Origin of the sequence: Clostridium sp. TF11-13AC (assembly GCF_003481065.1) — a bacterium.
GTDB lineage: Bacteria > Bacillota > Clostridia > Lachnospirales > Lachnospiraceae > Otoolea > Otoolea fessa.
This window is the reverse complement of sequence record NZ_QUKJ01000001.1, coordinates 251,203-276,800: the sequence shown is the minus strand read 5'-3', so window position 1 is coordinate 276,800 and position 25,598 is coordinate 251,203. Positions and strand designations below refer to the sequence as shown.

At 47.6% G+C, this 25,598-nt stretch carries 20 protein-coding genes and 1 other RNA gene; 6 read left to right on the top strand and 15 right to left on the bottom strand.

Annotated features, from left to right (window positions below; all coding sequences use genetic code 11):
- Positions 1–17: 17 nt before the first annotated feature.
- Positions 18–1,268, bottom strand: coding sequence for an argininosuccinate synthase (locus tag DXD12_RS01185; protein WP_022358444.1), 1,251 nt, complete (start codon positions 1,266–1,268; stop codon positions 18–20).
- Positions 1,269–1,668: 400 nt separating this feature from the next.
- On the opposite strand from DXD12_RS01185, the gene DXD12_RS01180 reads away from it, so the two are divergent.
- Positions 1,669–2,823 (top strand): NADP-dependent malic enzyme, encoded by a 1,155-nt coding sequence (locus DXD12_RS01180; RefSeq protein WP_118490588.1) that lies wholly within the window; start codon positions 1,669–1,671, stop codon positions 2,821–2,823.
- Between the two features lie 87 nt (positions 2,824–2,910).
- The gene (locus tag DXD12_RS01175; RefSeq protein ID WP_107000108.1) at positions 2,911–3,450 is read left to right on the top strand and encodes a DUF4364 family protein; all 540 of its coding nucleotides are present in this window, start codon (positions 2,911–2,913) and stop codon (positions 3,448–3,450) included.
- Between the two features lie 152 nt (positions 3,451–3,602).
- On the opposite strand, the gene glmS is transcribed toward DXD12_RS01175, so the two are convergent.
- Entirely contained in the window at positions 3,603–5,444 is a 1,842-nt protein-coding gene (gene glmS, locus DXD12_RS01170) for a glutamine--fructose-6-phosphate transaminase (isomerizing) (RefSeq protein WP_107000109.1), read from the bottom strand.
- 388 nt (positions 5,445–5,832) lie between these two features.
- Here glmS and DXD12_RS01165 point away from each other — a divergent pair, with 388 nt between their 5' ends.
- Positions 5,833–6,822, top strand: a complete 990-nt coding sequence (locus DXD12_RS01165) for a site-specific integrase (protein WP_118523497.1) — start codon at positions 5,833–5,835, stop codon at positions 6,820–6,822.
- Here DXD12_RS01165 and DXD12_RS01160 read toward each other — a convergent pair.
- Positions 6,758–8,299 carry a carboxypeptidase M32 gene (locus tag DXD12_RS01160; RefSeq protein WP_118637058.1) on the bottom strand — a complete coding sequence of 514 codons (1,542 nt, stop codon included), beginning with the start codon at positions 8,297–8,299 and terminating at the stop codon, positions 6,758–6,760. The two genes, DXD12_RS01165 and DXD12_RS01160, sit on opposite strands and share 65 nt — an antisense overlap.
- A gap of 358 nt (positions 8,300–8,657) precedes the next feature.
- On the opposite strand from DXD12_RS01160, the gene DXD12_RS01155 reads away from it, so the two are divergent.
- On the top strand, positions 8,658–9,110 hold the full coding sequence (locus DXD12_RS01155) for an NUDIX hydrolase (RefSeq protein WP_022358438.1): 453 nt from the start codon (positions 8,658–8,660) through the stop codon (positions 9,108–9,110).
- A 524-nt stretch (positions 9,111–9,634) separates the two neighbouring features.
- Positions 9,635–10,951: a 6-phosphofructokinase gene (locus DXD12_RS01150; RefSeq protein ID WP_118637056.1), complete on the top strand. Its 1,317-nt coding sequence runs from the start codon at positions 9,635–9,637 to the stop codon at positions 10,949–10,951.
- Between the two features lie 203 nt (positions 10,952–11,154).
- Here the strand turns inward: DXD12_RS01150 and DXD12_RS01145 are convergent, their stop codons facing one another.
- From DXD12_RS01145 to leuC, 8 genes are all read right to left on the bottom strand, one after another.
- Positions 11,155–13,461, bottom strand: coding sequence for a SpoIID/LytB domain-containing protein (locus DXD12_RS01145; RefSeq protein ID WP_243105321.1), 2,307 nt, complete (start codon positions 13,459–13,461; stop codon positions 11,155–11,157).
- Between the two features lie 47 nt (positions 13,462–13,508).
- Positions 13,509–14,765 (bottom strand): AI-2E family transporter, encoded by a 1,257-nt coding sequence (locus tag DXD12_RS01140; protein ID WP_118637054.1) that lies wholly within the window; start codon positions 14,763–14,765, stop codon positions 13,509–13,511.
- 120 nt (positions 14,766–14,885) lie between these two features.
- Positions 14,886–15,066, bottom strand: a non-coding RNA gene (gene ssrS, locus DXD12_RS01135) — 6S RNA.
- A gap of 138 nt (positions 15,067–15,204) precedes the next feature.
- Positions 15,205–15,867: an HAD family hydrolase gene (locus tag DXD12_RS01130; RefSeq protein WP_118637052.1), complete on the bottom strand. Its 663-nt coding sequence runs from the start codon at positions 15,865–15,867 to the stop codon at positions 15,205–15,207.
- A 299-nt stretch (positions 15,868–16,166) separates the two neighbouring features.
- Positions 16,167–16,988 (bottom strand): cell wall hydrolase, encoded by an 822-nt coding sequence (locus DXD12_RS01125; protein WP_118293250.1) that lies wholly within the window; start codon positions 16,986–16,988, stop codon positions 16,167–16,169.
- 642 nt (positions 16,989–17,630) lie between these two features.
- The gene (gene ybaK / locus DXD12_RS01120) at positions 17,631–18,098 is read right to left on the bottom strand and encodes a Cys-tRNA(Pro) deacylase (protein ID WP_117796452.1); all 468 of its coding nucleotides are present in this window, start codon (positions 18,096–18,098) and stop codon (positions 17,631–17,633) included.
- 40 nt (positions 18,099–18,138) lie between these two features.
- A complete protein-coding gene (gene leuD, locus DXD12_RS01115) occupies positions 18,139–18,624 on the bottom strand; it encodes a 3-isopropylmalate dehydratase small subunit (RefSeq protein ID WP_022359393.1) in 486 nt (161 codons plus the stop codon).
- Between the two features lie 183 nt (positions 18,625–18,807).
- Positions 18,808–20,073 carry a 3-isopropylmalate dehydratase large subunit gene (gene leuC / locus DXD12_RS01110; RefSeq protein WP_118637050.1) on the bottom strand — a complete coding sequence of 422 codons (1,266 nt, stop codon included), beginning with the start codon at positions 20,071–20,073 and terminating at the stop codon, positions 18,808–18,810.
- A gap of 281 nt (positions 20,074–20,354) precedes the next feature.
- On the opposite strand from leuC, the gene DXD12_RS01105 reads away from it, so the two are divergent.
- Positions 20,355–21,239, top strand: a complete 885-nt coding sequence (locus DXD12_RS01105) for a LysR family transcriptional regulator (protein WP_118637048.1) — start codon at positions 20,355–20,357, stop codon at positions 21,237–21,239.
- A gap of 95 nt (positions 21,240–21,334) precedes the next feature.
- Here DXD12_RS01105 and DXD12_RS01100 read toward each other — a convergent pair whose 3' ends face one another.
- The 4 genes from DXD12_RS01100 to nudC form a co-directional block, all read right to left on the bottom strand.
- Entirely contained in the window at positions 21,335–22,498 is a 1,164-nt protein-coding gene (locus DXD12_RS01100; protein WP_207665257.1) for an acyltransferase family protein, read from the bottom strand.
- Positions 22,499–22,642: 144 nt separating this feature from the next.
- Entirely contained in the window at positions 22,643–23,665 is a 1,023-nt protein-coding gene (gene ilvC, locus DXD12_RS01095; protein ID WP_107000119.1) for a ketol-acid reductoisomerase, read from the bottom strand.
- Positions 23,666–23,801: 136 nt separating this feature from the next.
- Complete coding sequence (gene ilvN / locus DXD12_RS01090) at positions 23,802–24,302, bottom strand: acetolactate synthase small subunit (protein ID WP_022360536.1); 501 nt, start codon at positions 24,300–24,302, stop codon at positions 23,802–23,804.
- 260 nt (positions 24,303–24,562) lie between these two features.
- Positions 24,563–25,561 (bottom strand): NAD(+) diphosphatase, encoded by a 999-nt coding sequence (nudC, locus tag DXD12_RS01085; protein ID WP_118637044.1) that lies wholly within the window; start codon positions 25,559–25,561, stop codon positions 24,563–24,565.
- Positions 25,562–25,598: the final 37 nt, after the last annotated feature.

Genomic DNA, 25,598 nt, shown 5'->3' with positions numbered 1-25,598 from the left:
TTTATTATTTTCCTAAATTATTCTACGCTCGGAAAATGCTCGCCGGTCTTTGCCGCCAGAACTTCGTCGTTCAGGGCGCGAACCTTGATCGGAAGTCCGAACAGGTTGATGAATCCAGCGGAATCTGCCTGGTTGTAGCAGTCATCCTCATCAAATGTAGCCATGCCTGCGGAATACAGGGTGTATGGAGATGTAACAGATGCCGGAATGATGTTGCCCTTGTAAAGTTTCAGTTTTACATCACCGGTTACGGTCTCCTGTGTGGAATCAACAAACGCGCTCATTGCTTTGCGCAGCGGTGTGTACCACTGACCATTGTATACTAACTCAGCGAACTTGAGAGCCAGCTGCTGTTTGTAGTGCTGTGTCTCTTTGTCCAGAGTGATTTCTTCCAGTTTCTCATGAGCTTTGTAAAGGATAGCTCCACCAGGAGTCTCATATACACCACGGCTCTTCATGCCAACCAGACGGTTCTCTACAATATCCAGAAGTCCGCAGCCGTTCTCACCGCCTACCTTGTTCAGAACCTCGATTACCTTCTCTGCATCCATCTCCTCGCCGTTTACACTGGTCGGAACACCTTTCTCGAAGTGGATGGTTACATAAGTAGCTTTATCCGGTGCATTCTCCGGAGATACGCCTAACTCAAGGAATCCAGGTTTGTTGATCGGAGCCTCGTTTGCCGGATCCTCCAGATCCAGACCCTCATGGGACAGATGCCACAGGTTCTTATCCTTGGAGTAGTTGGTCTCTTTCGTAATCTTTAACGGAATGTTGTGAGCCTCTGCGTACTCGATCTCTTTTTCACGGGAATTCAGTTCCCAGAAACGCCACGGAGCGATAACATCCATCTGCGGAGCAAATGCCTTGATAGCCAGTTCGAAACGAACCTGATCGTTTCCTTTACCGGTACAGCCGTGGCAGATAGCGTCTGCGCCCTCTTTCTTCGCAATTTCAACGATTCTCTTAGCGATAATCGGACGAGCGAAGGAAGTACCTAACAGGTAATGCTCATAAGTAGCGCCAGCCTTCATGGTCGGGATGATGTACTCATCTACGAACTCTTTCTTCAGATCCTCGATGTACAGCTTGGAAGCACCTGTCTTTAATGCCTTCTCTTCCAGACCATCCAGCTCCGCACCCTGACCTACGTCAGCGGAAACTGCGATAACCTCACAGCCATAGTTTTCTTTCAGCCACGGGATTAAAACCGATGTGTCCAGACCGCCTGAATATGCAAGAACAATTTTATTATATTTCTTAGCCATTTTTCATTTCCTCCAATCATTTGCCTGCGTGATGCTTTTTTCTTTGTCCATCCAGTCAACTAAGACCGGCAGATTTATATGCCTCACGTGAAATTACCCAGATTATACCTCCTTGATCCTAATTATGCAATACTTTTTTTGCATTTTTATGAATAATTTTTGTATAAAAACGTGTTTTATGCATTTTTCATGTGTTTTATGCATAAAAATAACATTTACGGACTTCATTTATATGCTATGCTACATGATAGGTATAAGTATTATAAATAAGTGGTACTGTGTGTGTACAGTAACATGGTACTGCCCTTCCTGCATTCTAAAATATGCATCTTGATTTAAAATGTCAAAATTGCTATTATAATGTAAGAATAAAATGAAAGCATTCGAAAGGATAAAAACCATGACGATCAATGAAAAAGCACTCGAACTTCATGAAAAATGGAACGGCAAGCTCGATACCGTCTCCAAAGTACAGGTAAAAACCAGAGAGGATCTGGCTCTGGCATACACACCGGGCGTTGCAGAACCATGTAAGGTAATTGCAAAAGATCCGGAAGCTGCATACCGCTACACCATCAAGTCCAACACTGTAGCCGTTGTCTCCGACGGAAGCGCCGTTCTGGGACTTGGCAATATCGGACCGTTAGCAGCTATGCCGGTTATGGAAGGAAAAGCCGTTCTGTTTAAAGAGTTCGGCGGCATCAATGCATTCCCGATCTGCCTCGACACACAGGACACCGAGGAGATCATCGAGACAGTTGTCCGCATTGCCCCGGCATTCGGCGGTATCAACCTGGAGGACATCTCCGCACCGCGCTGCTTTGAGATCGAGGAACGTTTAAAGAAACTGTTAAACATTCCGGTTTTCCACGATGATCAGCACGGAACCGCCATCGTCGTACTGGCAGGCATCATCAACGCCCTGAAAGTAACCGGCAAGAAGAAGGAAGACTGCCGCGTCGTTGTCAACGGCGCCGGAAGCGCAGGCGTTGCCATTACCAAACTGCTCTTAAACTACGGATTCCCGCATATCACCATGTGTGATAAGACCGGTATGCTCTGCAAGGGCATGGAAGGGCTTAACTGGATGCAGGAAAAGATGGTCGAAGTTACCAACTTAGAGCACAAGACGGGCACACTTGCCGATGCATTAAAAGGCGCTGACATCTTCGTAGGCGTGTCTGCTCCGGGCATCGTTTCCCAAGAGATGGTTGCTTCCATGAATAAGGATTCCATTCTCTTCGCAATGGCAAACCCGGTACCGGAGATCATGCCGGATCTGGCAAAAGCTGCTGGTGCAAGAGTCGTAGGAACCGGACGTTCCGATTTCCCGAACCAGGTCAACAACGTTCTCATCTTCCCAGGCATCTTCCGCGGCGCTCTGGAAGGACGCGCAACCGCTATCACCGAAGAAATGAAACTGGCTGCTGCCAACGCAATTGCTGCTCTGGTTGATGACAGCGAATTGAGCGACGAGAACATTCTTCCGGCAGCATTTGATCCGCGTGTAGCTGACGCTGTTTCCAAGGCTGTGAAGGAACACATTAAGAAATAAACGTAACAATTCAAGCGATTCTCGCATTTACCGTAAGAACCGCACAAAATTTGCACAGTTACGAAATAATAATAAAGGAGTTTTTCCATGCTGGCTGAACCGATGACACTTTACAAACTGATGAATCTCTATATGCTGCACCAGGTCAATTTTCCGCTGACCAACGCGCAGCTCTCCAATTTTTTCCTGGATCGTGAGTACACCACGTATTTCACACTCCAGCAGGCTTTGAACGAGCTTCTGGATGCAGGTCTGGTAAAAAAGGAGACGATGCGGAACAGCTCCCGCTATGAGATCACTAAGGAGGGCGAGGAAACGCTGGAATTTTTCGGCAAAAACATCTCTCCTGCCATCGTCAGCGACATGGATGAATACCTGAAACAGAACCGCTTCCGCATGCGAAACGAGGTAGGACTGATCTCCGATTTCTATAAATCGACCAATCAGGACTACATCGTTCACTGCGAGGTGCGGGAAGGAAAAGCCGTTCTTGTCAATCTCGATATCTCCGTTCCGGATAAGGAGCAGGCGGAAATCATGTGCAATCACTGGAAGGATCGAAGCCAAGAGATTTATGCTTATGTGATGAAATCTTTGATGAGTGAGCATGGGGTGGAAAAGAAATAGCAATATTAGCGATAGAGACGAAAAAAGAAGCCCCATCAAGATGCGTACAACTGATTCAGGGAAAACCTGTTCTGCATCTTGATGGGGGCTTCTTTTTTCTGTATTAATTCCAGTTTTTTTCTTGCTATGCTATAAATAATTAAAAAACCATCTTACTCTACCGTAACACTCTTCGCCAGGTTTCTAGGCTTATCTACATCCAGTCCCTTCGATACACTTACATAATATCCCAGCAGCTGCAGCGGCACAACCGCTAAGCTCGGTGTGAAGTGCTCGTCAGTCTTCGGTATATAGACTGCGAAATCGACGGTGTCTTCAATATTGTAGTTGCCTGCAGTTGTGAGTCCCATGAGGTAGGCGCCGCGGCATTTTACTTCTACCATGTTGCTGATCATCTTCTCATACAGGGCTTCCTGGGTCAGGATGCTGACTACGAGGATACCATCCTCAATCAGGCTGATGGTTCCGTGTTTTAATTCTCCGGCTGCATACGCTTCGGAATGGATGTAGCTGATCTCTTTTAATTTCAGGCTGCCTTCCATGCTGACTGCGTAGTCGATGCCGCGGCCGATGAAGAACACGTCTTTTGCATTGGCATATTTCGCTGCGAACCACTGGATGCGTTCTTTGTCATCTTCGAGCAGCTTCGCGATCTGATCCGGCAGTTCCTGCAGGGCTGCAAGGAGTTCTTCATATTTTTCTTCTGTGATCGTACCGCGCACATGGGCAAACTGCACGCCCAGAAGATATCCGGCAACCAGCTGTGTGCTATATGCCTTGGTGGTCGCCACCGCAATCTCCGGACCTGCCAATGTGTAGAAAATATGATCTGCCTCACGCGCAATCGTGGAACCTACTACATTGACAATCGCCATCGTAGGAACGCCCTGGCTCTTTGCCAGACGCAGGGCTGCCAGGCTGTCGGCTGTCTCGCCCGACTGGCTGATGATGATAACCAGACTGTTCTCTTCCAGAATCGGGTTCCGGTAACGGAACTCGGAAGCCAGCTCGACGCGGACCGGAATACGCGCCAGATCTTCGATCACATACTGCGCTGCCACGCCTGCATGGTAAGCAGAACCACACGCTACGATATAAATACGCTTTAACGAACGAATGACATCATCGGAAAGTCCCGCCTCGGTCAGGTCAATATGACCATCGCGAATGACTGAATTTAATGTATCCCGAACCGCACGCGGCTGTTCATGGATCTCCTTAATCATGAAATGCTCATAACCTCCCTTTTCAGCAGCTTCTGCATCCCACTCAATCGTCACAAGTTCTTTCTGAATCTCTTCCTGATCAATATTATAGAAAGTAACCTCTCCCTTATGTAAGCGTCCCAATTCCTGATTGCCGATATAGTATACCTTGCGGGTATATGGAAGCAGGGGCGGAACATCCGACGCGATAAAGGATTCACCCTCGCCTACTCCGATGATCATCGGGTTATCCTGACGGGCTACAAAGATCTCCTCCGGATAATCCTTAAACATAACCGCCAGTGCATACGTGCCACGGATACGCATCATCGCACGCGCCATCGCATCGAGCGGTCCCTCGTTGTATTTCTTATAATAATGATCGATCAGCTTTACAGCCACCTCTGTATCAGTATCTGAATAAAACGTATATCCATTTTTAATCAGTTTTTCGCGAATTTCCTGATAGTTTTCGATAATACCATTGTGAACCGCTACCACGCTGCGGTCATCCGTGCAGTGCGGATGTGCATTGTTCTCAGACGGCTCCCCGTGTGTCGCCCAGCGGGTATGACCGATACCGCAGTTGCCCCGCATTGCGCGTCCATTGTCTGTTTTCTCTGCCAGCGCGCGCAGACGTCCCTTCGCCTTTACAACCTCCGGTACACGTTCTCCGTCTCTGACTGCCAGACCTGCTGAATCGTATCCACGATATTCAAGCTTCTCCAGACCCGCTAATAAGATCGGAGCCGCCTGCTGGTCTCCTGTATATCCTACGATACCACACATACAATTATTCCTCCTTTTTCCAACCAGGCGAGCCGCTGCCATCATACCGCCTCAGACACTCCCGCCTTCGTATCTCTATCTCAAGAATATGATAAATCTATTGATTCTTCAAAATAGAATCTTCTATAAAATATGTCGTTTATCCCTAAATAGCGCCTGACCGGCACCTTCGATATAGACTTTCTTCTCAGTCATGTACATATTCTGTCTCATTATACCAAAAAAGAATCTTCTTGTCAGCATTTGCTGTAATATTTTCGTCAGTCATCATATAGACACATCTCATTTTAAAACCCTCCGCTATAAGCAGTCACATATTTCTTCTGCATATCTGCCTGTAAAATAACGATTGTCCACGACAACTATTTTTTATACAGGAGGTTTCATCATGAAAAACGAAACAATGTACTTTAACGATCTTCTTTCCATCTGGCTGGAAAAGCAGAAACAGGCGCGAGCCCTGTCTACCTATGTGAAATACCGGCATCTGGCAGACCGTTATATCTCCCCTTATTTTAGATCCATCCAGCTTTCAAAGGTCGATCTGCCTATGCTTCAGACATTCCGCAATTCCCTTTTATCCCCGGATTCCCTGCATCCGCTTGGGAACGGAACTATCCGCTGTATTCTTCTGCTCGTCAACTCCATTCTGCGTCTTTCCTATGAAACCGGGCAGACAAACGGCATTCTCTATCTCCCGCCCCGTCTTCCAAAAAAGCGCCCTGAAGTACCTGTTTTTACCCTTCAGGAACAGGAACAGCTCGAACACTATCTAACTGCCCATACAGGAGTCTCCGAAGCCGTCATCTATCTGGGACTCTATACAGGGCTGCGGGTTGGAGAACTCTGCGCCCTGCGTTGGGAAAATATTCATTTTTCCGATCGCTATCTCCATGTCCGACACACGGTGCAGCGCCTGACGCGCCTTGACACAACCCATAAATCAGAACTCATTTTATCCGGTCCCAAAAGCATCTCCTCCAACCGTTTGGTTCCCCTGCCCGCTTTCCTTCTGCCGATCCTACAGCCATATTCTCATCCGGAACACCCGGATTATTTTCTGCTGTCACAATCTGCCAGCTCCCCGATGGATCCGCGAACCTTCCAGAATCACTACCAGCGCATTCTATCACAAGCCGGACTGCGCTATCTGAATTTTCATGCAATCCGGCACACGTTTGCCACCCGCTGTATCACAAATGGCATGGATCCCAAAACGCTCAGCGAAATTCTGGGACACTCCGATTTGAAAGTCACGCTTGAATACTATTTTCATTCCTCTCTGGAATTCAAGAAAGAACAGATCGACCGCCTTACTGCTCTTTTTCCGGCCGTCCATACTTCTCTTCCAGATATGCCACATAATATGACGGATTAAAATCTTCCCCCGTCATATCGCGCAGGATCTGACGGCTGTCCTTCAATTTGCCATACTGGTGAATATTTTTCCGCAGATATTCGCGGATTTCTCCCAGGTTTCCAGCCTCCAGTAGTTTTTCTACCGGCAATTCCTTCTTCATCTGGTGATAAATCTGCGCGCCAAAGGCATTTCCTAATGCATAGGACGGAAAATAGCCGATCGATCCCTGTGACCAGTGAATATCCTGCAGTACGCCCTCCCGATCCGTGGACGGGCGTACTCCCAGGTATTCTTCATACTTATCATTCCAGATCTGCGGCAGTTTCTCCACCTCCAGATCCTCCTCAATCAGCATTTTCTCAATTTCATAGCGCACCAGCACATGCAGCGGATAAGAAAGCTCATCCGCTTCCGTCCGGATCAGCCCCCGAACGGTTCTATTAACCGCCGCCAGAAAATCCTCCAGACTCGTCTCCGTCAGCGGGCTTCCAAACATCTGCGCCACTTTTCCATAAATCGGTTTCCAGAATGCATGGCTGCGCCCCACGATATTTTCAAAGAAACGGGACTGGCATTCATGCATTCCCATCGAAGTTCCCTGCCCCACCAGCGTCTGTGTCAGGTCATCCCGGATGCCAAATTCATAGATAGCATGTCCCGTCTCATGCAGCACGGAAAAAATCGAAGAATCAATCCGTTTCTGATAATGCGTCGTGATCCGTACATCATGATTGTGCAGATTCGTCGTAAACGGATGGGCGCTGAGTGCCAGTACTCCCCGGTCAAAATCAAAGCCCTCATATTCTGCTAGGAAACGCGCCACCTCTGCCTGCGCCGCCTCCGGATAATCTGCGGATAAAAAGGCGTCCGGAACCATCTTCGAGCGCTCTGCCGATTCTTTCAAAAGCGGCACGATTTTCCCTTTCATCAGCTCAAAAAATGGATCTAACATCTCCATATTAAAACCTTTTTCGTAGGTATCCAGCATCACATCGTAAAGCTTCTGTCCCGGCTTTGCCCGGTACGCCGCAAATTTCTTCTGATAGGAAATAATCTCCTTCAAAACAGGGGCAAATGAAGCAAAATCATTTTTCTCTCGCGCACGCGTCCAGATTCCCGTCGCACACGCCGTAAGTTCTGCATACGCACGGTATTCCTCCGGCGGAATGCAGGAAAGCCGCTCCTGCTCCTCGGCTGCTTCCCGGAGAATTGCCGACTGCACCTCATCAAATACGCCCGCATTCTCTTTTTCTGCCTTCAGGCAGACATCCAACAGCTCCTTAAAACGCATTGACGCCAGAATCTCCTGATACTGCTCCGAAAGTGAACCTATCACCCGCGCGGTATGCTCTGCTGCACCCTTCGGTGCCAGCGTCTCATCATCCCACTCAAACAAAACCATCGACGTCTGAAGCGCCATCGCCCGCTCCAAAAGAGACTGCAGCTCCTCAAACTGTTTTTTTACATTCTGATTCTTCTGTTCTGTCTGTGCCATTTTCCTGCCTCCTGTCTTTTTTTCGTAATTCTATCATCCAAATTCTGTGTATTTTTTAGGTTCCGCTGCACATATGCCTGCATTCTTTTGTAATATGAGCCATTTCCATCTTCATCATACCAGATTTTCTTTCTTCTGTTTCTTATATCTTTCTTATGATTTTTTACAGTTCACACATTGTGCAAACTGTAACAGGATTTTCTCATGATGCCTTATGTGACTTTCCAATCTTGCATAATCATGCAAAACGCGGTATACTAAAACCAGTATAAATCATATGCATAAAGCTGGTTCCCGGCACACGGATATACGCCACGAATCAACTTCCATGCACACACCAGGACAGGAGGGATTGCAGATGATCGAAGCAACGAGCTGCGGCGGTGTGGTTATATTTCGGGGAAAATTACTCGTTCTTTACAAAAACTACCGGAACAAATACGAAGGCTGGGTTCTTCCCAAAGGAACCGTAGAACCGGGCGAAGACTTCAAGCAGACCGCCCTCCGGGAGGTTCATGAGGAGACTGGCGTCGCCGCCTCCATCATCAAGTACATTGGCAAAAGCCAGTACACCTTCAACACCCCTCAGGATACCATCGAAAAGACCGTGCACTGGTATCTGATGATGGCGGACAGCTACTACAGCAAGCCGCAGCGCGAAGAATACTTCGTCGATTCCGGCTACTACAAATTTTACGAAGCCTACCACCTTCTGAAATTTTCCAACGAAAAACAGATCCTGGAAAAAGCCTACAATGAGTATCTGGATCTGAAAAAGGCAAATTTGTGGGGGAATCGGAAATACTTTTAATCACAAGAACAAAGAGGCTGTTGCAAAATCATTATCAAAAATAGATGATTGAGCGGCAGCTTCCATTTCTCTGCAAGCTAATCTGGGTTAAAATTCGCGGTTTTCCTGTTAAAAAAGGCTTTTCGGTAATTTCCTATGAAACAAAAAAACACCCCGTCCGCTGCACAAAGCCAACGAACAGGGTATTAAAAAGGGGAGGATAAGTATTCAAAAATTTCTCTTTTGTGATACTAACAGTATGACCCGTTTCTGTTATTCTATACATCAATCTCCAAATTTTTATACGCCTTTTATCTGCTTCCGAGTATCCGGTTTTCATATTATTTATCATACATACCTTTTTCCCTTGCTTTCTTCCTCTCTTTCCGTTACAATAGATACGTTTTGAGTTGTACTTTTTAATTTATTTTTACCTCTATGAAAAATACAACTCCAGCAAATCATTTTATGTACATTTTTATATTGATTTGAAACTTTTTATATCATAAACCTTGTACTTACCTCACAAAAAGGAGATTTACCTTATGAACAAGAAAAACATCTTAGTCGGACAGTCCGGCGGACCGACCGCGGTTATCAACGGGAGCCTTTACGGCGTTATCTGCGAAGGTGCGCGCCACAGCGATGCGGTTGGCTGCGTCTACGGTATGATCAATGGAATCGAGGGCTTTCTCGCGGATTCTTATATGAACCTTTCAGAAACACTCTCCGATGACGATCTGGAACTTCTTCGCCTGACTCCGGCGGCGTATCTGGGTTCCTGCCGTTTTAAACTCCCTGAGAACCTCTCCGACAGCTTCTACCGCGTCCTCTTTGAAAAACTGGAGCGGCTGGACATCGGCTATTTCTTTTACATCGGCGGCAACGACTCGATGGACACCGTCAGCAAGCTTTCCCGCTATGCGGCGCAGATCAAAAGCCCGATCCGCTTTATCGGCATTCCCAAGACGATCGACAACGATCTCGTCCTGACCGATCACACGCCGGGATACGGCAGCGCTGCCCGCTATGTCGCTGCATCCGTCCGTGAAATTGCGCTGGACGCCTCTGTCTATCAGCAGAAATCGGTCACCATCGTTGAGATCATGGGACGCCATGCCGGATGGCTGACGGCTGCCTCTGCCTTAGCACGCAAGGAAGCCGGTGACAATCCGCTCTTAATCTATCTGCCGGAAGCTCCATTTGAGCTGGCACAATTTAATGACGACTTAAAGAAAGCGTTTGAAAAGACAGCGAATGTCATCGTCTGCGTCTCCGAGGGCATCCGCGACCACGGTGGTCGTTTTATCTGCGAATATTCAACCGAAGCCCAGGTCGACACCTTCGGTCACAAAATGTTAGCCGGATGCGGAAAAATTCTGGAAAATTATGTCCGCAACCAGTTCGGCGTCAAGGTGCGCTCGGTCGAGCTCAACGTCAACCAGCGCTGCTCCGGTCTCACCGTTTCCGCTACTGATCTGAATGAGGCCGAGATGGCAGGTCGTTTCGGCGTCCAGGCAGCCCTGGACGGTCACACTGGGCAGATGGTGGCATTTGAGCGTGAGACTGATACAGCTGCTTCTGAACCTGTTCATGCAGCTGCTGCCGTTTCAAACGCCGCGGACTTAGGCGCAGCATCCGCTTCATGCGTAAAACATAGTAACACTGTATATAAAATTCATCCAGTTCTCAAGGATGTCAATCTGATCTGCAATCAGGAAAAGAAAGTACCTGCTGAGTGGATCACGAAAAACGGTACCGATGTCAGCGATGATTTCCTGGCTTACTCGCAGCCGCTGATCCAAGGGGACGTTTCCCATATTATGGAAAACGGACTTCCAAAATATTTGTACCGCAAATAGTCCGTCACGCAGTATAACTGCTTCATCCTTGAATCCATACAAGCAGCAGAAAAAGAGACGCTTCTTTCATTTTACAGATGCGTCTCTTTTCTACTTAATAATACATAATACCTGAATTTTTTCTAAATTTACCCCAATCACACACTCTTATCATTTGGGGAGGAATCCTGACCGTGCCCTTTCAGCGCAGACATCTTCTAAATCTAATTTTCCTCACAATCCCGAATTTCAACCCCATCATAAAAGAACATCAGAATCTCTTCATAATTCTTGCCTTCGCGCGCCATCTCCTGTGCGCCGTTCTGGCTCATGCCGACTCCGTGACCGTAGCCGCCGCCCCAGATGGTAAATGTGCGGATGTCTTTTTCCTCATCCCTGGCAGTTTCATCCACCGAGAAAAAGGCACTCGGAAGCGTACTCCATCCTGTCAGTTCGGTTCCGTCATTTTTCTTATAAACGAGTGATTCCGAGCCGAGGACACTCCGGATCTGACTCTGACCTTTCAGTGTCTTGGTTCCTTCGCTTCCGACGATCTGCACCGTCTGGGCGATACCACCCTTACCGCGGGAAGTCACAAAAATACCCTGAATCTCGCCGATGGTATCTACCTTCTGCTGCAGCTTCTTATTCGTGATCGTTGTTTTCCAGCGGTACATCGGGAACGAGGAATCATAATTCTGCTCACCCTGTCCCTGGATAAACTTGAGAAATGTGTCGTTGTCCGTCAAATCCGGAATCTTCTTCTTTTCCGTCAAACCGATCCCTTTCAGATACGGAACCTCGTCTTTGCTGGCGCCCCAGATCGTTCCATCGGTTGAATATCCGCAGGAAGTTGAAAAATAATACGTTTCCGCCGGGGTATCGTTGTAATATACAATCTTCCCGTCCGTCTCCTTGACTGCCAGATTCGTCCGCTCACTGCTCTCTGTATTATTGTACACCTGATAGTTCGTGCTGTCATCAACGTGTGCGCCGTAACGGCTGTAGGCATTCGCCTTGATCTGCCGGTAGGCATACGTCCGTGCGCAAACTGCCTGCGCCTTGAGCGCCTCCAGCTCATAATTGGATGGCATCTCGCTCGGCACTACGCGTGTCAGGTAATCTTCGACGTCCAGCTCATTGATCAGAAGCAGCCCATCCGACTCCTCGCTCAACTCGAAGCTACCGAAATACGACGGCGTTCCCTGCGCCCGCTTGGTGCTCAGGATGCGGATCTCCTTCTGCGGATCTTCCAGCGTGATCGTCATGCGCCCTTCTTTCAAGCGGTCATCGCCAGGACTCACGGACAATTTCGTTCCCGGGCTCAAAGTCTCCTCTGATTCGCCCCAGGTCACATGCATCGTGCTGTCCGACTGGAGTACCACTTTCGTGTGAAACAAGGAGGAATAATCATCATTCATGATCAGCACGCGGATGTTCGTCGCTGAAAAATCATGATTCAAGAGTGCTGCGCAAACCTTTTTGCCAGCCACGACAAATTTTCCCAGATCATAGCCGACCAGCACATCCCGCTTTTTCTGTTCCTTGACGACTCCATATGTTTTATATACTTTAAAATCATCGTCCAGTTTCAGCGTTCCGTACCCGTCAATCTCGATCGTATCATCCTTGACCGAGAGTACCTTTCCTTCGATCATGTCTTCCTTGAGCGACAGCTTGCGGATCTTGCCCTTATCCAGCTCGACATCCGCCAGCACGCCATCGGTACGATCCTTGAGCTTTTCTTCCTCTGGAAATGTCCGGACGATCGTGCCAATATACACATTCATCCCACCCGATTCTCCCGGAACGATCCAGACATTCTTATATGTAACTTTTTCAGACTGTACGCCGCACAGCGTGATGATCGAACCATCACGCTCATAGACCTCGATCTTCCGATCGATGCAGGCATCCAGCGACACGCCCTCAAAATTCATCGTTCCCTGATCCGTATATGCCGTCCATGCCGCTGCTTCCTTCACATTTTTCGGTGTTCCATAAAGCACCAGCTTCTGTTTTTTGACCGCGTTTTCCGAATCTGCCTTTTTTAAGAATGACTCATAAAACAGCCACCATTCTTCCTTCGGCATTGCCTTTTTATATTTATTTTTAGATACATTCAGGGCGCTCGAAAGCCCTTTGGAAACACGATCCGCCGCATATGCCGCTTCGCCATAGGTCAGTGCGCCCATCGCGTAGCTTTTACTTATCTTCTCGTCTCCCGGCTCCAGATAGCCTTCCTCAATCATATAGTCAATATATTTGGCATACCATTCATCCTGATCCGGCGTTCCAAAATGGCTTCCGTGTTCTCCCTGCGACGCAACGATGTCGTCCCGGTCTGCAAATGATAACGCCATAGCTTTCGATGCCATGGCGCGTGAAATATCATTATCCGAGTGATCCAAAAATACAATTGCAAAGAGCAGGAGTGCCAGAAAAGCCGGAATCGCCACTGCCCAGTAAACCAGCTTTTTAGGTTTCAGAGGCTGTACTGCCTTTCGCGATCTGCCTGTTTTCTTTTCCATATTTCTCCAGCCGCCTTTATTTTTTAACTGTCCTTTCTCATTCACAGTCACTTTTTATTTAACTCCATAAACATTCCCGTTTTCTCATCAATGTGATCTAACTTCCGGTATTCGTCTGTCTCCATCGGCAATTTCCGAAGCCGCAGCGACCGGTGCACCGCGCGGGAGATCAAGTCATAGATAACCGCAAATGCCGGTACAGCGATAATCATGCCGACGAAACCAAAGAGTCCGCCAAAGAAGAGAATCGAAAACAGTACCCAGAAACTCGAAAGTCCTGTCGAATTGCCCAGGATCTTCGGTCCCAGAATATTACCGTCAAACTGCTGCAGAAGCAGAATCCAGATGAGGAAATACACACACTGGAGCGGACTGACTAAGAATACCAGGAACGCTGCAGGTATCGCACCGATGAACGGTCCAAAAAAAGGTATCACATTCGTCACACCGATAATGACGCTCAAAAGCATCGGGAATGGCATATTTAAGATCGTCACACCGATGAAACAGATAATACCGATAATGAGGGAATCCACCAGTTTGCCGATGATGAAGCCGCCGAACATCTGATTGATAAACCGGAGCTCCTCGATTACCAGATTCGCCTGTCTTAGATTCAGGCAGCCATAAACAATCTTCTTTCCCTGTGCTGCCAGTGTATCTTTGATATTTAGCAGATACACCATGACGATCAGACCGATCAGCCAGTTTTTGATAAATTCCAGGACACCCAGCACGCTGCTGGAAAGGCCTGTCACGATCTGTCCAATCCGGTGCATATCAATGTTGGTAAACGATTTCTCCGCCCAGTTCTGAAAAACTGCCAGATTATTTTCAAAACTGCTCAGAACCATATTTTCGATCTCCGGATTATTTTTCAAAATACGCTGAATCCATTCATACACATTCTGCACATACAGCGGAAATGAATCCTGAATGCCGATCAAACTCTCGATCAGCTGCGGGATCATAAGCTGGAACATCCCTACCACAAGCACAATAACCAGCCCCAGACAGGCTGCCGTCGCAAGCATCCGGGCTGCACCACGAACGTATTTGGAATTCTTAGTGACAGAGCCAAGGGTCTTTTCCACGATCCCTGCTACCCAGTTATATGCCGGGGCGGTCAGATACGTCAGCACCGCACCGCAGAGAATCGGCGCGAGGATTTTCACAACCTTGCGGGTGCCCGCCGACACCACATCCCAGTGTTGGATGCTGAACCAGAGCAGTATGCAGACCGCAATCACCGAAACTGCCGTCATCCCCATATAAATGTATTCTTTGAAATCTCTTTTTTCCATACTTATGTTCTTATCCGTTCCTCTTTTCTGATTTTACAATGTGCTTCTGGAAAATGTTACATTTTCTTTACACACTTTCTTTTACAGAGAAAGCAGCGATTGCTCGCTGCTTTTATCCTTTGTAACCCCAAAATGCCGGCTCTTACCATATTGACGCCTAGCGCTGCTAGGTGGGCAACCTCACTTAGATTTCTGTCTTCCACTCGAGAGGAGGCCTGACATCCATCTAAAAATATCGGAATCCCGTTAGTCAAAATGTAGGTTCAAAAAAAGCAAGAGTTGTCGAGCATCCCAGGAATTACAAATATTCTCTTTTGATACGGCTATTATACCGCAAGTCGGATGTTTTTTCAAGTTCCATTTTCTGATAATGCGGTCAGGTTGTTACTGTTCAGGTTATCCATCTCTCTATCTCTTTTAAGAAGCTCTTTTTTGTCTTTTATACTTCTCCCCACTTCATCAGGAAATCTCCCAGCTCTTCCACCGTCTCAATCTGGTAGTCTGCCCCATTTTCCGTAAATTCTTCCCGGGAACCATATCCATACAGCACTGCCGCACATGGGAGCTGATTTTCATGCGCCCCGATAATATCGTGTTTCCGGTCGCCCACCATGATAACCTTCGATTCCTCCGGTGTTGTTCCCAGACGGTCCAGCGTGTAGGCAATCACATCGCCTTTGCGAACCCGGATCTCCTCCATATCCGCCCCGCCAACCAGGGTAAAGTAGGAAAGCAGATCAAAATGCTCCAGAATCTGAATAGCAAACGGTTCCGGCTTTGAAGTTGCCACCGCCAGCGTAAGACCGGCATCCTTTAAACGTGTCAGCATCTCCCGGATTCCCGGATAGACTTTATTTTCAAACATTCCCTGTTTCGTAAAATATTCGTGGAAATGGCCGATCGCTTCGCGCGCCTGCGCTTCGCTGAATCCGTAATATTCTTTAAAACTGTCCGACAGCGGCGGTCCGATGAACGGACACAGTTTATCCAGATCCGGCTCATCGAGCCCGTATGCCTGCAGCGCATGCTGGACAGACTTTGTGATGCCTTCCTTCGGATCTGTAAGGGTTCCGTCGAGGTCAAATAGTATGATATGGTTCATATAGTTCGTTCTCCTTATTGTAGTCCGCAGTGCATTACTCCGCAGCACACCAGCTTGAAAAAAATACATTTTCATTGCTTACGACCATTCTAATACATTTTACGCAAAAAAGAAAGACAACTTTTCTCCAGCCATCTTTCTTTTCTGTGTTTCAGTTACTGTTCACGCATACGTGCCCAGTAACGGAATTTGCCGTGGCTTCGCATTTAAATACGGCAAATTCCTGCTGCCACCACGTTTTCTTACGGCACTTTCGGTTCCAAAAGTGCCTACCCGTGAACAGTAACGTGTTTCACTCTTTATTTGTAAAATTCATGTCCACCATGCTGCATGACATAGGTCAGCTTGCCATCGAACCAGCGTACATTGGAGGAAGCAGAGATTCCGCGGTTCATGAAGTACAGGGCGCCGCCCGAGTAATCCTCGCCTTCCAGTGCACGGTTGACGCAGTCAATTGTCTGCTGCGTTACCTTACAGCTGTTGATCGTTCCATCCAGTACCGGTGAGAACTGGGATGGTTCGTACACAACGGCTTTGACGCTGTTCGGGAATTTCTTGTTTTTCACCCGGTTGATGATTACATTTGCAACCAGTATCTTTCCCCTGTCATCACACACACCCGCCTCCGCCTGCACAATTTTCTGCAGAACACTGTAATCTTCATCGCTGTAAGAGATGACTGCGCGTTCCCGGCGCTCCCGTTCTTCTGCTTCCTGCGCCGCCTGCTGGGTCTGCATTCGTACTTCTCGTTCGATTACCTCTACTTCCAGAGCTTCCTTCGCAAGTTCATCCTGAATCCCCTGCTCCATCCTCTGTCCGAGTAGATGCTGACTTTCCTCGTTGGAGGCGAGAATCGTAAATTCTGATAAGCTCTCTGTCTCTGTCGTTTCTTCTGACTGCAGCATTTCTGTCAGTTCCACATCATCCGGATATTCCCGGTGTGCCGAGGCTGCATTTTTGCCAACGCCGCCAAAACTGACCGAATTAAATGCTATCACCGTCACAACCGCTGCCCCCGTCATCAATACGGCTGCGGTCCGGTACATCCTTTTTGTCACACGGACAAATAATGCCTTTATAAACTGATAAGCAGTCTGAAGAAATGTGTCAATGCTTGGCATACACTCTCCTCTTTCTATCAGTGCAGTCCTCCCAAAACCGGTCTGACTGCCATTTAACATCTGCGGCATCTTCTTTGGCTGTCTGATTTTTTCTGACAGCTAAGGACAGATCGTTACTGTTCACACACGTGTGCCCAGCAACGGGATTTTGCCGATGCTGCGCATTCCAAATCGGCAAAATCTGCTGCCAGAACTGTATCGTACGGAATTTTCAGTTCAGAAAATTCCTACCTGTGAACAGTTACGACAGATCCTCTCTGCCTGTGCCGCTTCCTTCAAGTGACGGGAGACATTATATGTGGTTTCCGGCTTCAAAGTCAACGTCTTTTTTACATTTTTGTGACAAATCACATTCTCATTTAACTTTTCCTTAATATTTATGTGAGCATTTTATAAACTTTTTTGCTTTTTCTTCCCAATTTTTATAAACTTTGGCTGGTATAAAATTTTCAATTTTTTACAATTCTGTTAAATTCTGCCCGTCAAAAAAACAGGCGAATCAAGTCGCCTGTTTTTTATGTCAACTGTAATAGAACAATTATGGTATCTGTAAAGGTGTCAGACAAACTCCGATTATGTGAAACCAACACATATAATCCACTGTCCGGTGTCCGATCACTGCCACCCAAACTCTTTACCACTCTAGATCAGCGCTACAAACTGTGCATCCACATATTTTGCAAGTTCCTCCGGATTCAGAATGACCTGAACACCTCTCTGACCCGCGCTGATGCTGATTTTGTCGAAAATCTGCGCTGTTTCTTCTATATAAGTAGGGAACTTCTTTTTCATGCCGATCGGGGAACAACCACCTCGCATATAGCCGGTCAGCGGAAGAAGTTCCTTCATATGGATCATCTCCACTTTCTTGTCCTTGGAAGCCTTTGCCACCTTTTTCAGGTCCAGCTCCTCATCGACCGGGATACAGCAGACCAGATAGCCGTTCTTATCGCCCTTTAAAACGAGCGTTTTGAACATCGTGTCATGGTCCATCCCCATCATATCCGCCGCATGGCTGCCGGATAAGTCGTCCTCATCTACTTCATACTCGCCTGCTTCATAATCGATTCCAGCCGCGTCTAAAAGACGCATTACGTTTGTTTTTGTCATAAGCTAAATCCTTTCTGGAGACAAATTTAGTGCACTCCTCTTATTTCTGGTTGATATAGTTTACCAGTCCACCGGCTGTGATGATCTTCTGCATGAACTCCGGGAACGCCTGCCCCTGGAAACTCTGGCCGGTGGTTTTATCGGTAATCACACCGCTGTCAAAATCAACCTCTACCTCATCACCAGCCGCTATTGCTTTTGCAGCCTCCGGGCACTCGATGATCGGCAGACCGATATTAATAGAGTTGCGGTAGAAAATACGTGCAAACGTCTCAGCAATAACACAGCTTACACCTGCACACTTGATTGCCAGTGGCGCATGCTCGCGGGAAGAACCGCAGCCAAAGTTCTTATTTGCTACGATGATATCACCCTTCTGTACTTTATTTACAAACTCTTTATCAATATCTTCCATACAATGTTTTGCCAGCTCGTTGCCATCCGGAGAGTTTAAGTATCTTGCCGGGATGATAACGTCTGTATCTACATTGTCTCCATATTTAAACACATGTCCATTTGCTTTCATTTCTATATCCTCCTGCGATTTATCCTGTTATTTTATTCCAATTCACGAAACGGCATCTGCGATTGCAGGAAACCTTTCCCCGAACCGTAATATCCGTTTGTAACTGTTCAGTACCTTCACAGTCACGCGCAGACCTACTGAACAGTTACATCCGTTTTACTTATTCCTAAACTTTTATGCCTATTACAGTCCCAGTTCCGCCGGTCCGCTCACTTTTCCGGTAATGGCGCTGGCTGCTGCCACTGCCGGGCTTGCCAGATAAATCTCAGAATCCACGTGTCCCATACGTCCAACGAAGTTACGATTGGTCGTGGATACACATCTCTCGCCTTCTGCCAGGATACCCATATAACCGCCCAGGCACGGACCGCAGGTCGGAGTGCTGACAACGGCACCAGCCTCGATGAAGGTCTCTAAAAGTCCCTCTTTCATGGACTGTAAATAGATCGCCTGTGTCGCCGGAATCACGATGCAGCGCAGACCTTTTTTCACTTTTCTGCCCTTTAAGATCTCAGCTGCGATACGCATATCCTCGATACGTCCGTTCGTACAGGAGCCAATGACAACCTGATCGATCGCAATGTCACCCACTTCATCGATCGTTCTCGTATTCTCCGGAAGGTGCGGGAAGGATACGGTCGGCTTTAACTCGGATAAATCTATGGTGTACTCTTCGTCATACTCTGCATCCGGATCTGCCTCATATACCTTGAAATCACGTTTAGAATGCTCTTTTAAGTACTCGATGGTCTTCTCATCAACCGGAAAGATACCGTTCTTGCCGCCTGCCTCGATCGCCATGTTGCAGATCGTGAAACGGTCATCCATGGAAAGGTTCTTGATGCCCTCGCCGACAAACTCCATGGAACGGTACAGCGCGCCATCTACGCCGATCATACCGATAATGTGAAGAATGACATCTTTACCACTGACCCATTTTGCCGGTTTGCCGATCAGGTTGAACTTGATCGCGGACGGTACCTTGAACCAAGCCTTACCGGTTACCATGCCAGCTGCCATATCGGTACTGCCGACACCTGTAGAGAATGCGCCAAGTGCGCCGTATGTACAGGTATGGGAATCCGCACCGATGACTGCGTCACCTGCTACAACCAGACCTTTTTCCGGAAGGAGTGCATGCTCGATTCCCATCTCTCCTACGTCAAAATAGTTGATGATATCATGACGACAGGCAAATTCACGACAGCATTTGCAGTTTTCCGCCGACTTGATATCCTTATTCGGGATAAAATGATCCATAACCAGCGCAATTTTGTCATGATTGAATACCGTCTGGTTGTCCATCTTCTTCATCTCATTGACCGCTACCGGTGTTGTGATATCATTTCCAAGAACCAGATCCAGATCTGCTTCGATCAACTGTCCTGCTTTTACCTCTGCAAGACCCGCGTGCGCTGCCAGGATCTTCTGTGTCATTGTCATTCCCATGATTTATTTCCTCCTGCATATATATACTTGGCAACGGCTCCGATGCCCTTACTGTTATAGGAAAAAACTCTGTTCCAACGGTGCCGCTGCCATCTTTTGCTTTTTTATGTTTGTATTATAGCACCGGTTCTGTTATAATACAAATATATATTATTAATAGATACTATGAGTCGAAGTTATAGTGTCACCGATTTTTCCGATTGGAATACGAAGCATCCGCAAAATCCTGTCACATTTTGCACAACGTGTGAACTGTAGCTTTATAGATATAAAGGAGTATTATGGAACAACATTTAACCCAGTACCGTATTTTCTACGCCGTTGCACGCGCCGGCAATATTTCCCGCGCCGCCAAGGAACTTTTTATCAGTCAGCCCGCGATCAGCAAATCAATCAGCAAGCTGGAAGAAAGCCTCGGCATGGCACTTTTTATCCGCAATTCCCGCGGTGTCTCCCTGACCGCAGAGGGACAGGTCTTATTTCAGCATGTGGAAGCCGCCTTTGAAGCACTGGAGCGCGGTGAAAATGAGCTGAAACAGATCCAGAACCTCCACATCGGACAGCTCAAGATCGGCGTCAGCAACACGCTGTGCAAATATATTCTTCTTCCTTATTTAAAAGGATTTATTGCACAGTACCCGCATGTCCGCATTTTGATTGAAAGTCAGGACACTGCACGCACAATCTCGATGCTGGAACAGCAGAAGCTCGACATCGGTCTGATCGCCGAGCCCAAAAACCGCCGCAGCCTTTCGTTTCTTCCCGTCATGCGAATCGAGGACACCTTTGTCTGTACCCGGTCTTATCTGGAAAATCTGCGGATCCGCGAAGGTGCCGATGTCGATCCCTTCGAATCCGGGACAATCCTGTTGCTCGACCGCAGCAATATGACGCGCACCCACATTGATGCGTACTTTGCAGAGCACGGAATTGAACCAAAGCAGATTTTAGAGGCAACGACGATGGATCTTCTGATTGAATTTGCCAAAACGGGGCTCGGAATCGGATGTGTGATCCGCGAGTTTGTGCAGGAAGAATTAAAGGATGGTTCGCTGATCGAACTCCCGCTGGAAGTGCCAATCCGAAACCGGACGATTGGATTTGCTTATCATCCATCGGCGATGACGCGGACGATGAATGATTTTGTGCAGTTTTGTTCGGAATGATGAAATAATTAGCAACACGGAGAGAAAAGATCCGGCGCATGGTGGTCGAACTTCCATACGCCGGACTTTTTCTGTTTTGTTCCTATTTTTCAATTTTATTTTAAAATATTCTTCGCACATTTCCACACACATGGAAATATTTTCCCATCTACCAGCCAGACATACACTTTCGAACAAATTCCTATTAAAATGCAGCTCAGTACCAGATTCACCCCGATCGCCAGCTTCTCTCCCGCCTCAGAATAAATGCTGTAAAACCAACAGGAAAAGCTGGCAATCACAAGCCAGTGTGTCAGGAAGATTCCCATGCTATACTCGCCGATCCACAGAATAATTTTTTTGAGGATCTCCGGGAGCCAGGTCTCCAGACCGCCGAGCCAGAAGAGACGGAAGCCTAAAATCATCAGGAATGCAGCAACATGACCATAGAATTCCATGGTTCCGAGTCCGCCTGGAAATCCATGCGCTCCCAATGTGGTTCCGATCCAGAAAGATTTTCGAACGAACCAGATGCTGAAAATCCAGAGGGCAGCACCAAAAATGCCATATTTTTCTTCTCCATCTTTAAGCAGATTCTCTTTTCGCTCTCTTTCTTTCATGGACTTCTCAACTGCCCGCATCAGCAGACAGATCCCATTTCCCAGAAGCAGGCAGATATAAAAGCTGTTCATTCCGATCAGCACTGCCGCGACGCCTGCCAGAATCAGAATTTTCTGGCGGGTTCCTACTTCCCGGAGGGCGGATGAAAGTACAAGAGTCAGAATACTTCCCATGAAAGTGTAGGTCAGCATCCAGGACGGACCATAGTACGTTGAATCAGCCTTGAAGATTGTATCAAACCAGGCATAGCGGAGCGCCTTCAGACCGCCTGGCAGATAGCTGTAAAAGTTGCTCAGCCACTCATTTTCCAGACGCGGCGCAACCCGCACTGTGTAGAAGAGACCGCCCCGGTAAAATAGATATGCCAGCAGAAAGGTGACCGTCAGCGGGCAGGTCAGTTTCAGATAGCGGCGCAGGATCTCCGAGCTCCACGAAGTAAACCGCCCAGAATATACCTTATCGGCTATCAGCATTCCGCTGATCATCAAAAAAAGACTAACCCCGAAGGTTCCATAGCGGAGCAGGGGAAGCGGTCCTATTTCCATCAGCGCATTTACCTTATTGCTGCCCCAACTCCCGAATGTACCGAACCAGTGACTTCCAAAGACCGCCAGACAGGCGTATGCCTTGATTATATTTACGTCATCATAGCGTTTCATCCGCGTTTCCTTTCCCATTCATATAAAAAGAATGTGCCTTTTTGTGTAATAGAACATTCCAAAGAATTTCCTATGAAACAAAAAAACAGGACCGCTGCAAACCTGCAGCAGCCCTGTATAAGATTTCCTATATTCGAAAAACGATTAGTTGTTGATCAGCTTATCGTTCTCGTTGTTCCAGCTGTAAAGCTTACGGATCTCTGCGCCGACTTTCTCAGACGGATGCTCGGAAGCAAGCTTTCTCATAGCCTGGAAGTGTACCTGACGACCTGCCGGGGACATATCCAGTAAGAACTCTTTTGCAAAGGTACCGTCCTGGATATCAGACAGAATTTTCTTCATAGCTTTCTTTGTCTCAGCGGTAACGATCTTCGGTCCGGTTACATAATCGCCGTACTCAGCTGTGTTGGAGATGGAGTATCTCATACCAGCGAAACCAGACTGATAAATCAGGTCTACGATCAGCTTCATCTCGTGGATACACTCGAAGTAAGCATTTCTCGGGTCATAACCAGCCTCACACAGAGTCTCGAAACCAGCCTGCATCAGAGCGCAAACACCGCCGCAAAGAACTGCCTGCTCACCGAAGAGGTCTGTCTCAGTCTCGGTACGGAATGTAGTCTCCAGAAGACCAGCTCTAGCGCCGCCAATGCCAAGACCATAAGCCAATGCGCGGTCAAGTGCCTTGCCTGTGTAATCCTGCTCTACTGCTACCAGGCACGGTGTACCTTTACCAGCCTGATACTCACTTCTTACAGTGTGACCCGGTGCCTTCGGAGCGATCATGGTTACATCGACATTCTTCGGCGGTTTGATGCATCCGAAGTGGATGTTAAAGCCATGAGCGAACATAAGCATATTGCCCTCTTCCAGGTTTGGCTCGATGTCTTTCTTGTACATATCTGCCTGAAGCTCATCGTTGATCAGGACCATGATGATATCAGCCTGTTTTGCAGCCTCTGCTGCGGTGTATACTTTAAATCCCTGTGCCTCTGCTTTTGCCCAAGACTTGCTGCCCTCGTAAAGACCAATGATAACATCACATCCGGACTCTTTTAAGTTCAAGGCATGTGCATGACCCTGGCTGCCGTAACCGATAATAGCAATCTTCTGTCCTTCTAATAAGGATAAATTACAATCTTCCTGATAGTAAATCTTTGCTGCCATTTTTCATTTCCTCCTTGGATCTAACAAAAATAAAATAAATTTATTATAAAGCATAGACCGGCGCCTCTCTGTGCGTCTTTGGACCAAACTTTGTAAACCTGTTGAATGCCTTGTATCCAGTCTATCGACTGATGTACTATGGCAGATAGCGGATATCATCGGCACCTCTGGAAAGACCTGTAAGACCTGTTCTGGCTAACTCCAGAATCTCATAATCTTCCAGAAGATTAATCAGCGCGTCCTGTTTGGACTGGTCGCCTGTCAGCATAACAGTGACAGAATCTTTTCCCACATCGACAATCGACGCACGGAAAATCTCGGAAATTGCATTAATCGCCATCCTCTGGTTTGCATTTGCTCTCACCTTGACGAGCATCAGCTCACGGTATACGGAATGACCTTCCCGCAGTTCCTTTATGTCGTGTACATCTTCCAGTTTTCCAAGCTGCTTCTGAATCTGCTCCAGAACCTGATGATCGCCCAGCGATACAACCGTCATACGGGAGTATCTCGGATCCGCGGTCACGCCAACTGTAAGACTTTCGATATTATATCCGCGGCGGCTGAAAAGTCCAGCCACACGGCTTAAAACGCCGGCAGTATTATCTACCAGCAGTGATAACACAATTCTGCTCATGCAATCTTCCCACCTTGATCTTCTGTCTTGTTCGTATTGCCTTAATGATAGCAACCAATTCTCAGTTTGTCAACTAATTAAAAGGAATGCCTAGTATTCCCCAGAGCTATATCATTACTGTTCACGCATACGTGCCCAGTAACGGAATTTGCCGTGGCTCCGCATTTAAATACGGCAAATTCCTGCTGCCACCACGTTTTCTTACGGCACTTTCGGTTCCAAAAGTGCCTACCTGTGTACATTAACGATATATCAACACATCATTTCTGGTGTTCCTTCCACTTTTTCTCCCAGTCCGGACCGTATTTAAAATACATCTTCATCTCGGTTCCGACACTGATGAGGCGTGCATCGTCCGGGATCTCCTCACGCGTATACCAGCCTGCCTCAGAAAGCTCGTCCTCCTGCAGACGGATCTTATCATCCCCATCCAGTTCTGCAAAAAATCCGATCATCTCCGTATCAGTAAACGCCCACGGCTGACTCTTGAAATAGCGGATATTTTTAACTTTCAGCCCGACTTCCTCCATCACTTCGCGGCGGACGGTCTCTTCAAATGTCTCCCCAATCTCGACAAATCCAGCGATCAGCGCATATCCACGGTAAGTACTGTGGTTGACGCGGTAACGCGACATAAGAAGTTTGTCCCCGTTCGTGATCGCCACGATGACTGCCGGGGAGATCTTTGGATATTCCGTCTGGCCGCAGACCGGGCAGACGAGCGCCCGCTCGATCTTGCTGTCTTCCGTCTTTGCCCCGCAGCGTCCGCAGAACTGACGGCTCTGTCTCCAGCGCCACAGCTGCACCGCCGTGATCGCTGCAAATGCCTGGTGCATCGGCTCCATCGCACGGATGTCGGTCGGCGTTTTCCATGCATAGTAAAGCTGTTCCAACTCTTTTTCTGCCCCTTCCAGTGCACCAGAATCCGTCTTCCCAGCTTCCATATTATTTTTGTCCGAAACAGGCATCTGACCAGCCCCTTCTTTTAGCTTTGCCAGAATCTCTTCTGCTTCTTTCTCCGGCACACTGACCAGAAAATATGGCTTCTCATCAACCGAAAAGAGATAGACCGCCCGATCCATCAGTTTCGGAACTGCCGCCTCAATCTCCTCCCGGCGCGGGATAGTAAGCATATGTTCCTCCGCGGTCTCACGCAGAAGAATCCGGCCTCTCTGGATGCAGAAGACGTAGTCCTGTGCTCCAGGTTTCTGAATGTGGTATGTATTGTCGTAGCGATGTGGTGCGATGTCCTGTATCATAACTTTATCTCTCTATCCTTTTATTCTCCAAAACTTG

Excerpts from the sequence above, each read along its gene's own strand:
- DXD12_RS01185 (WP_022358444.1), bottom strand. The coding sequence starts at position 1,268 with ATGGCTAAGAAATATAATAAAATTGTTCTTGCATATTCAGGCGGTCTG.
- DXD12_RS01180 (WP_118490588.1), top strand. The coding sequence starts at position 1,669 with ATGACGATCAATGAAAAAGCACTCGAACTTCATGAAAAATGGAACGGC.
- DXD12_RS01175 (WP_107000108.1), top strand. The coding sequence starts at position 2,911 with ATGCTGGCTGAACCGATGACACTTTACAAACTGATGAATCTCTATATG.
- glmS (WP_107000109.1), bottom strand. The coding sequence starts at position 5,444 with ATGTGTGGTATCGTAGGATATACAGGAGACCAGCAGGCGGCTCCGATC.
- DXD12_RS01165 (WP_118523497.1), top strand. The coding sequence starts at position 5,833 with ATGAAAAACGAAACAATGTACTTTAACGATCTTCTTTCCATCTGGCTG.
- DXD12_RS01160 (WP_118637058.1), bottom strand. The coding sequence starts at position 8,299 with ATGGCACAGACAGAACAGAAGAATCAGAATGTAAAAAAACAGTTTGAG.
- DXD12_RS01155 (WP_022358438.1), top strand. The coding sequence starts at position 8,658 with ATGATCGAAGCAACGAGCTGCGGCGGTGTGGTTATATTTCGGGGAAAA.
- DXD12_RS01150 (WP_118637056.1), top strand. The coding sequence starts at position 9,635 with ATGAACAAGAAAAACATCTTAGTCGGACAGTCCGGCGGACCGACCGCG.
- DXD12_RS01145 (WP_243105321.1), bottom strand. The coding sequence starts at position 13,461 with ATGGAAAAGAAAACAGGCAGATCGCGAAAGGCAGTACAGCCTCTGAAA.
- DXD12_RS01140 (WP_118637054.1), bottom strand. The coding sequence starts at position 14,765 with ATGGAAAAAAGAGATTTCAAAGAATACATTTATATGGGGATGACGGCA.
- DXD12_RS01130 (WP_118637052.1), bottom strand. The coding sequence starts at position 15,867 with ATGAACCATATCATACTATTTGACCTCGACGGAACCCTTACAGATCCG.
- DXD12_RS01125 (WP_118293250.1), bottom strand. The coding sequence starts at position 16,988 with ATGCCAAGCATTGACACATTTCTTCAGACTGCTTATCAGTTTATAAAG.
- ybaK (WP_117796452.1), bottom strand. The coding sequence starts at position 18,098 with ATGACAAAAACAAACGTAATGCGTCTTTTAGACGCGGCTGGAATCGAT.
- leuD (WP_022359393.1), bottom strand. The coding sequence starts at position 18,624 with ATGAAAGCAAATGGACATGTGTTTAAATATGGAGACAATGTAGATACA.
- leuC (WP_118637050.1), bottom strand. The coding sequence starts at position 20,073 with ATGGGAATGACAATGACACAGAAGATCCTGGCAGCGCACGCGGGTCTT.
- DXD12_RS01105 (WP_118637048.1), top strand. The coding sequence starts at position 20,355 with ATGGAACAACATTTAACCCAGTACCGTATTTTCTACGCCGTTGCACGC.
- DXD12_RS01100 (WP_207665257.1), bottom strand. The coding sequence starts at position 22,498 with ATGAAACGCTATGATGACGTAAATATAATCAAGGCATACGCCTGTCTG.
- ilvC (WP_107000119.1), bottom strand. The coding sequence starts at position 23,665 with ATGGCAGCAAAGATTTACTATCAGGAAGATTGTAATTTATCCTTATTA.
- ilvN (WP_022360536.1), bottom strand. The coding sequence starts at position 24,302 with ATGAGCAGAATTGTGTTATCACTGCTGGTAGATAATACTGCCGGCGTT.
- nudC (WP_118637044.1), bottom strand. The coding sequence starts at position 25,561 with ATGATACAGGACATCGCACCACATCGCTACGACAATACATACCACATT.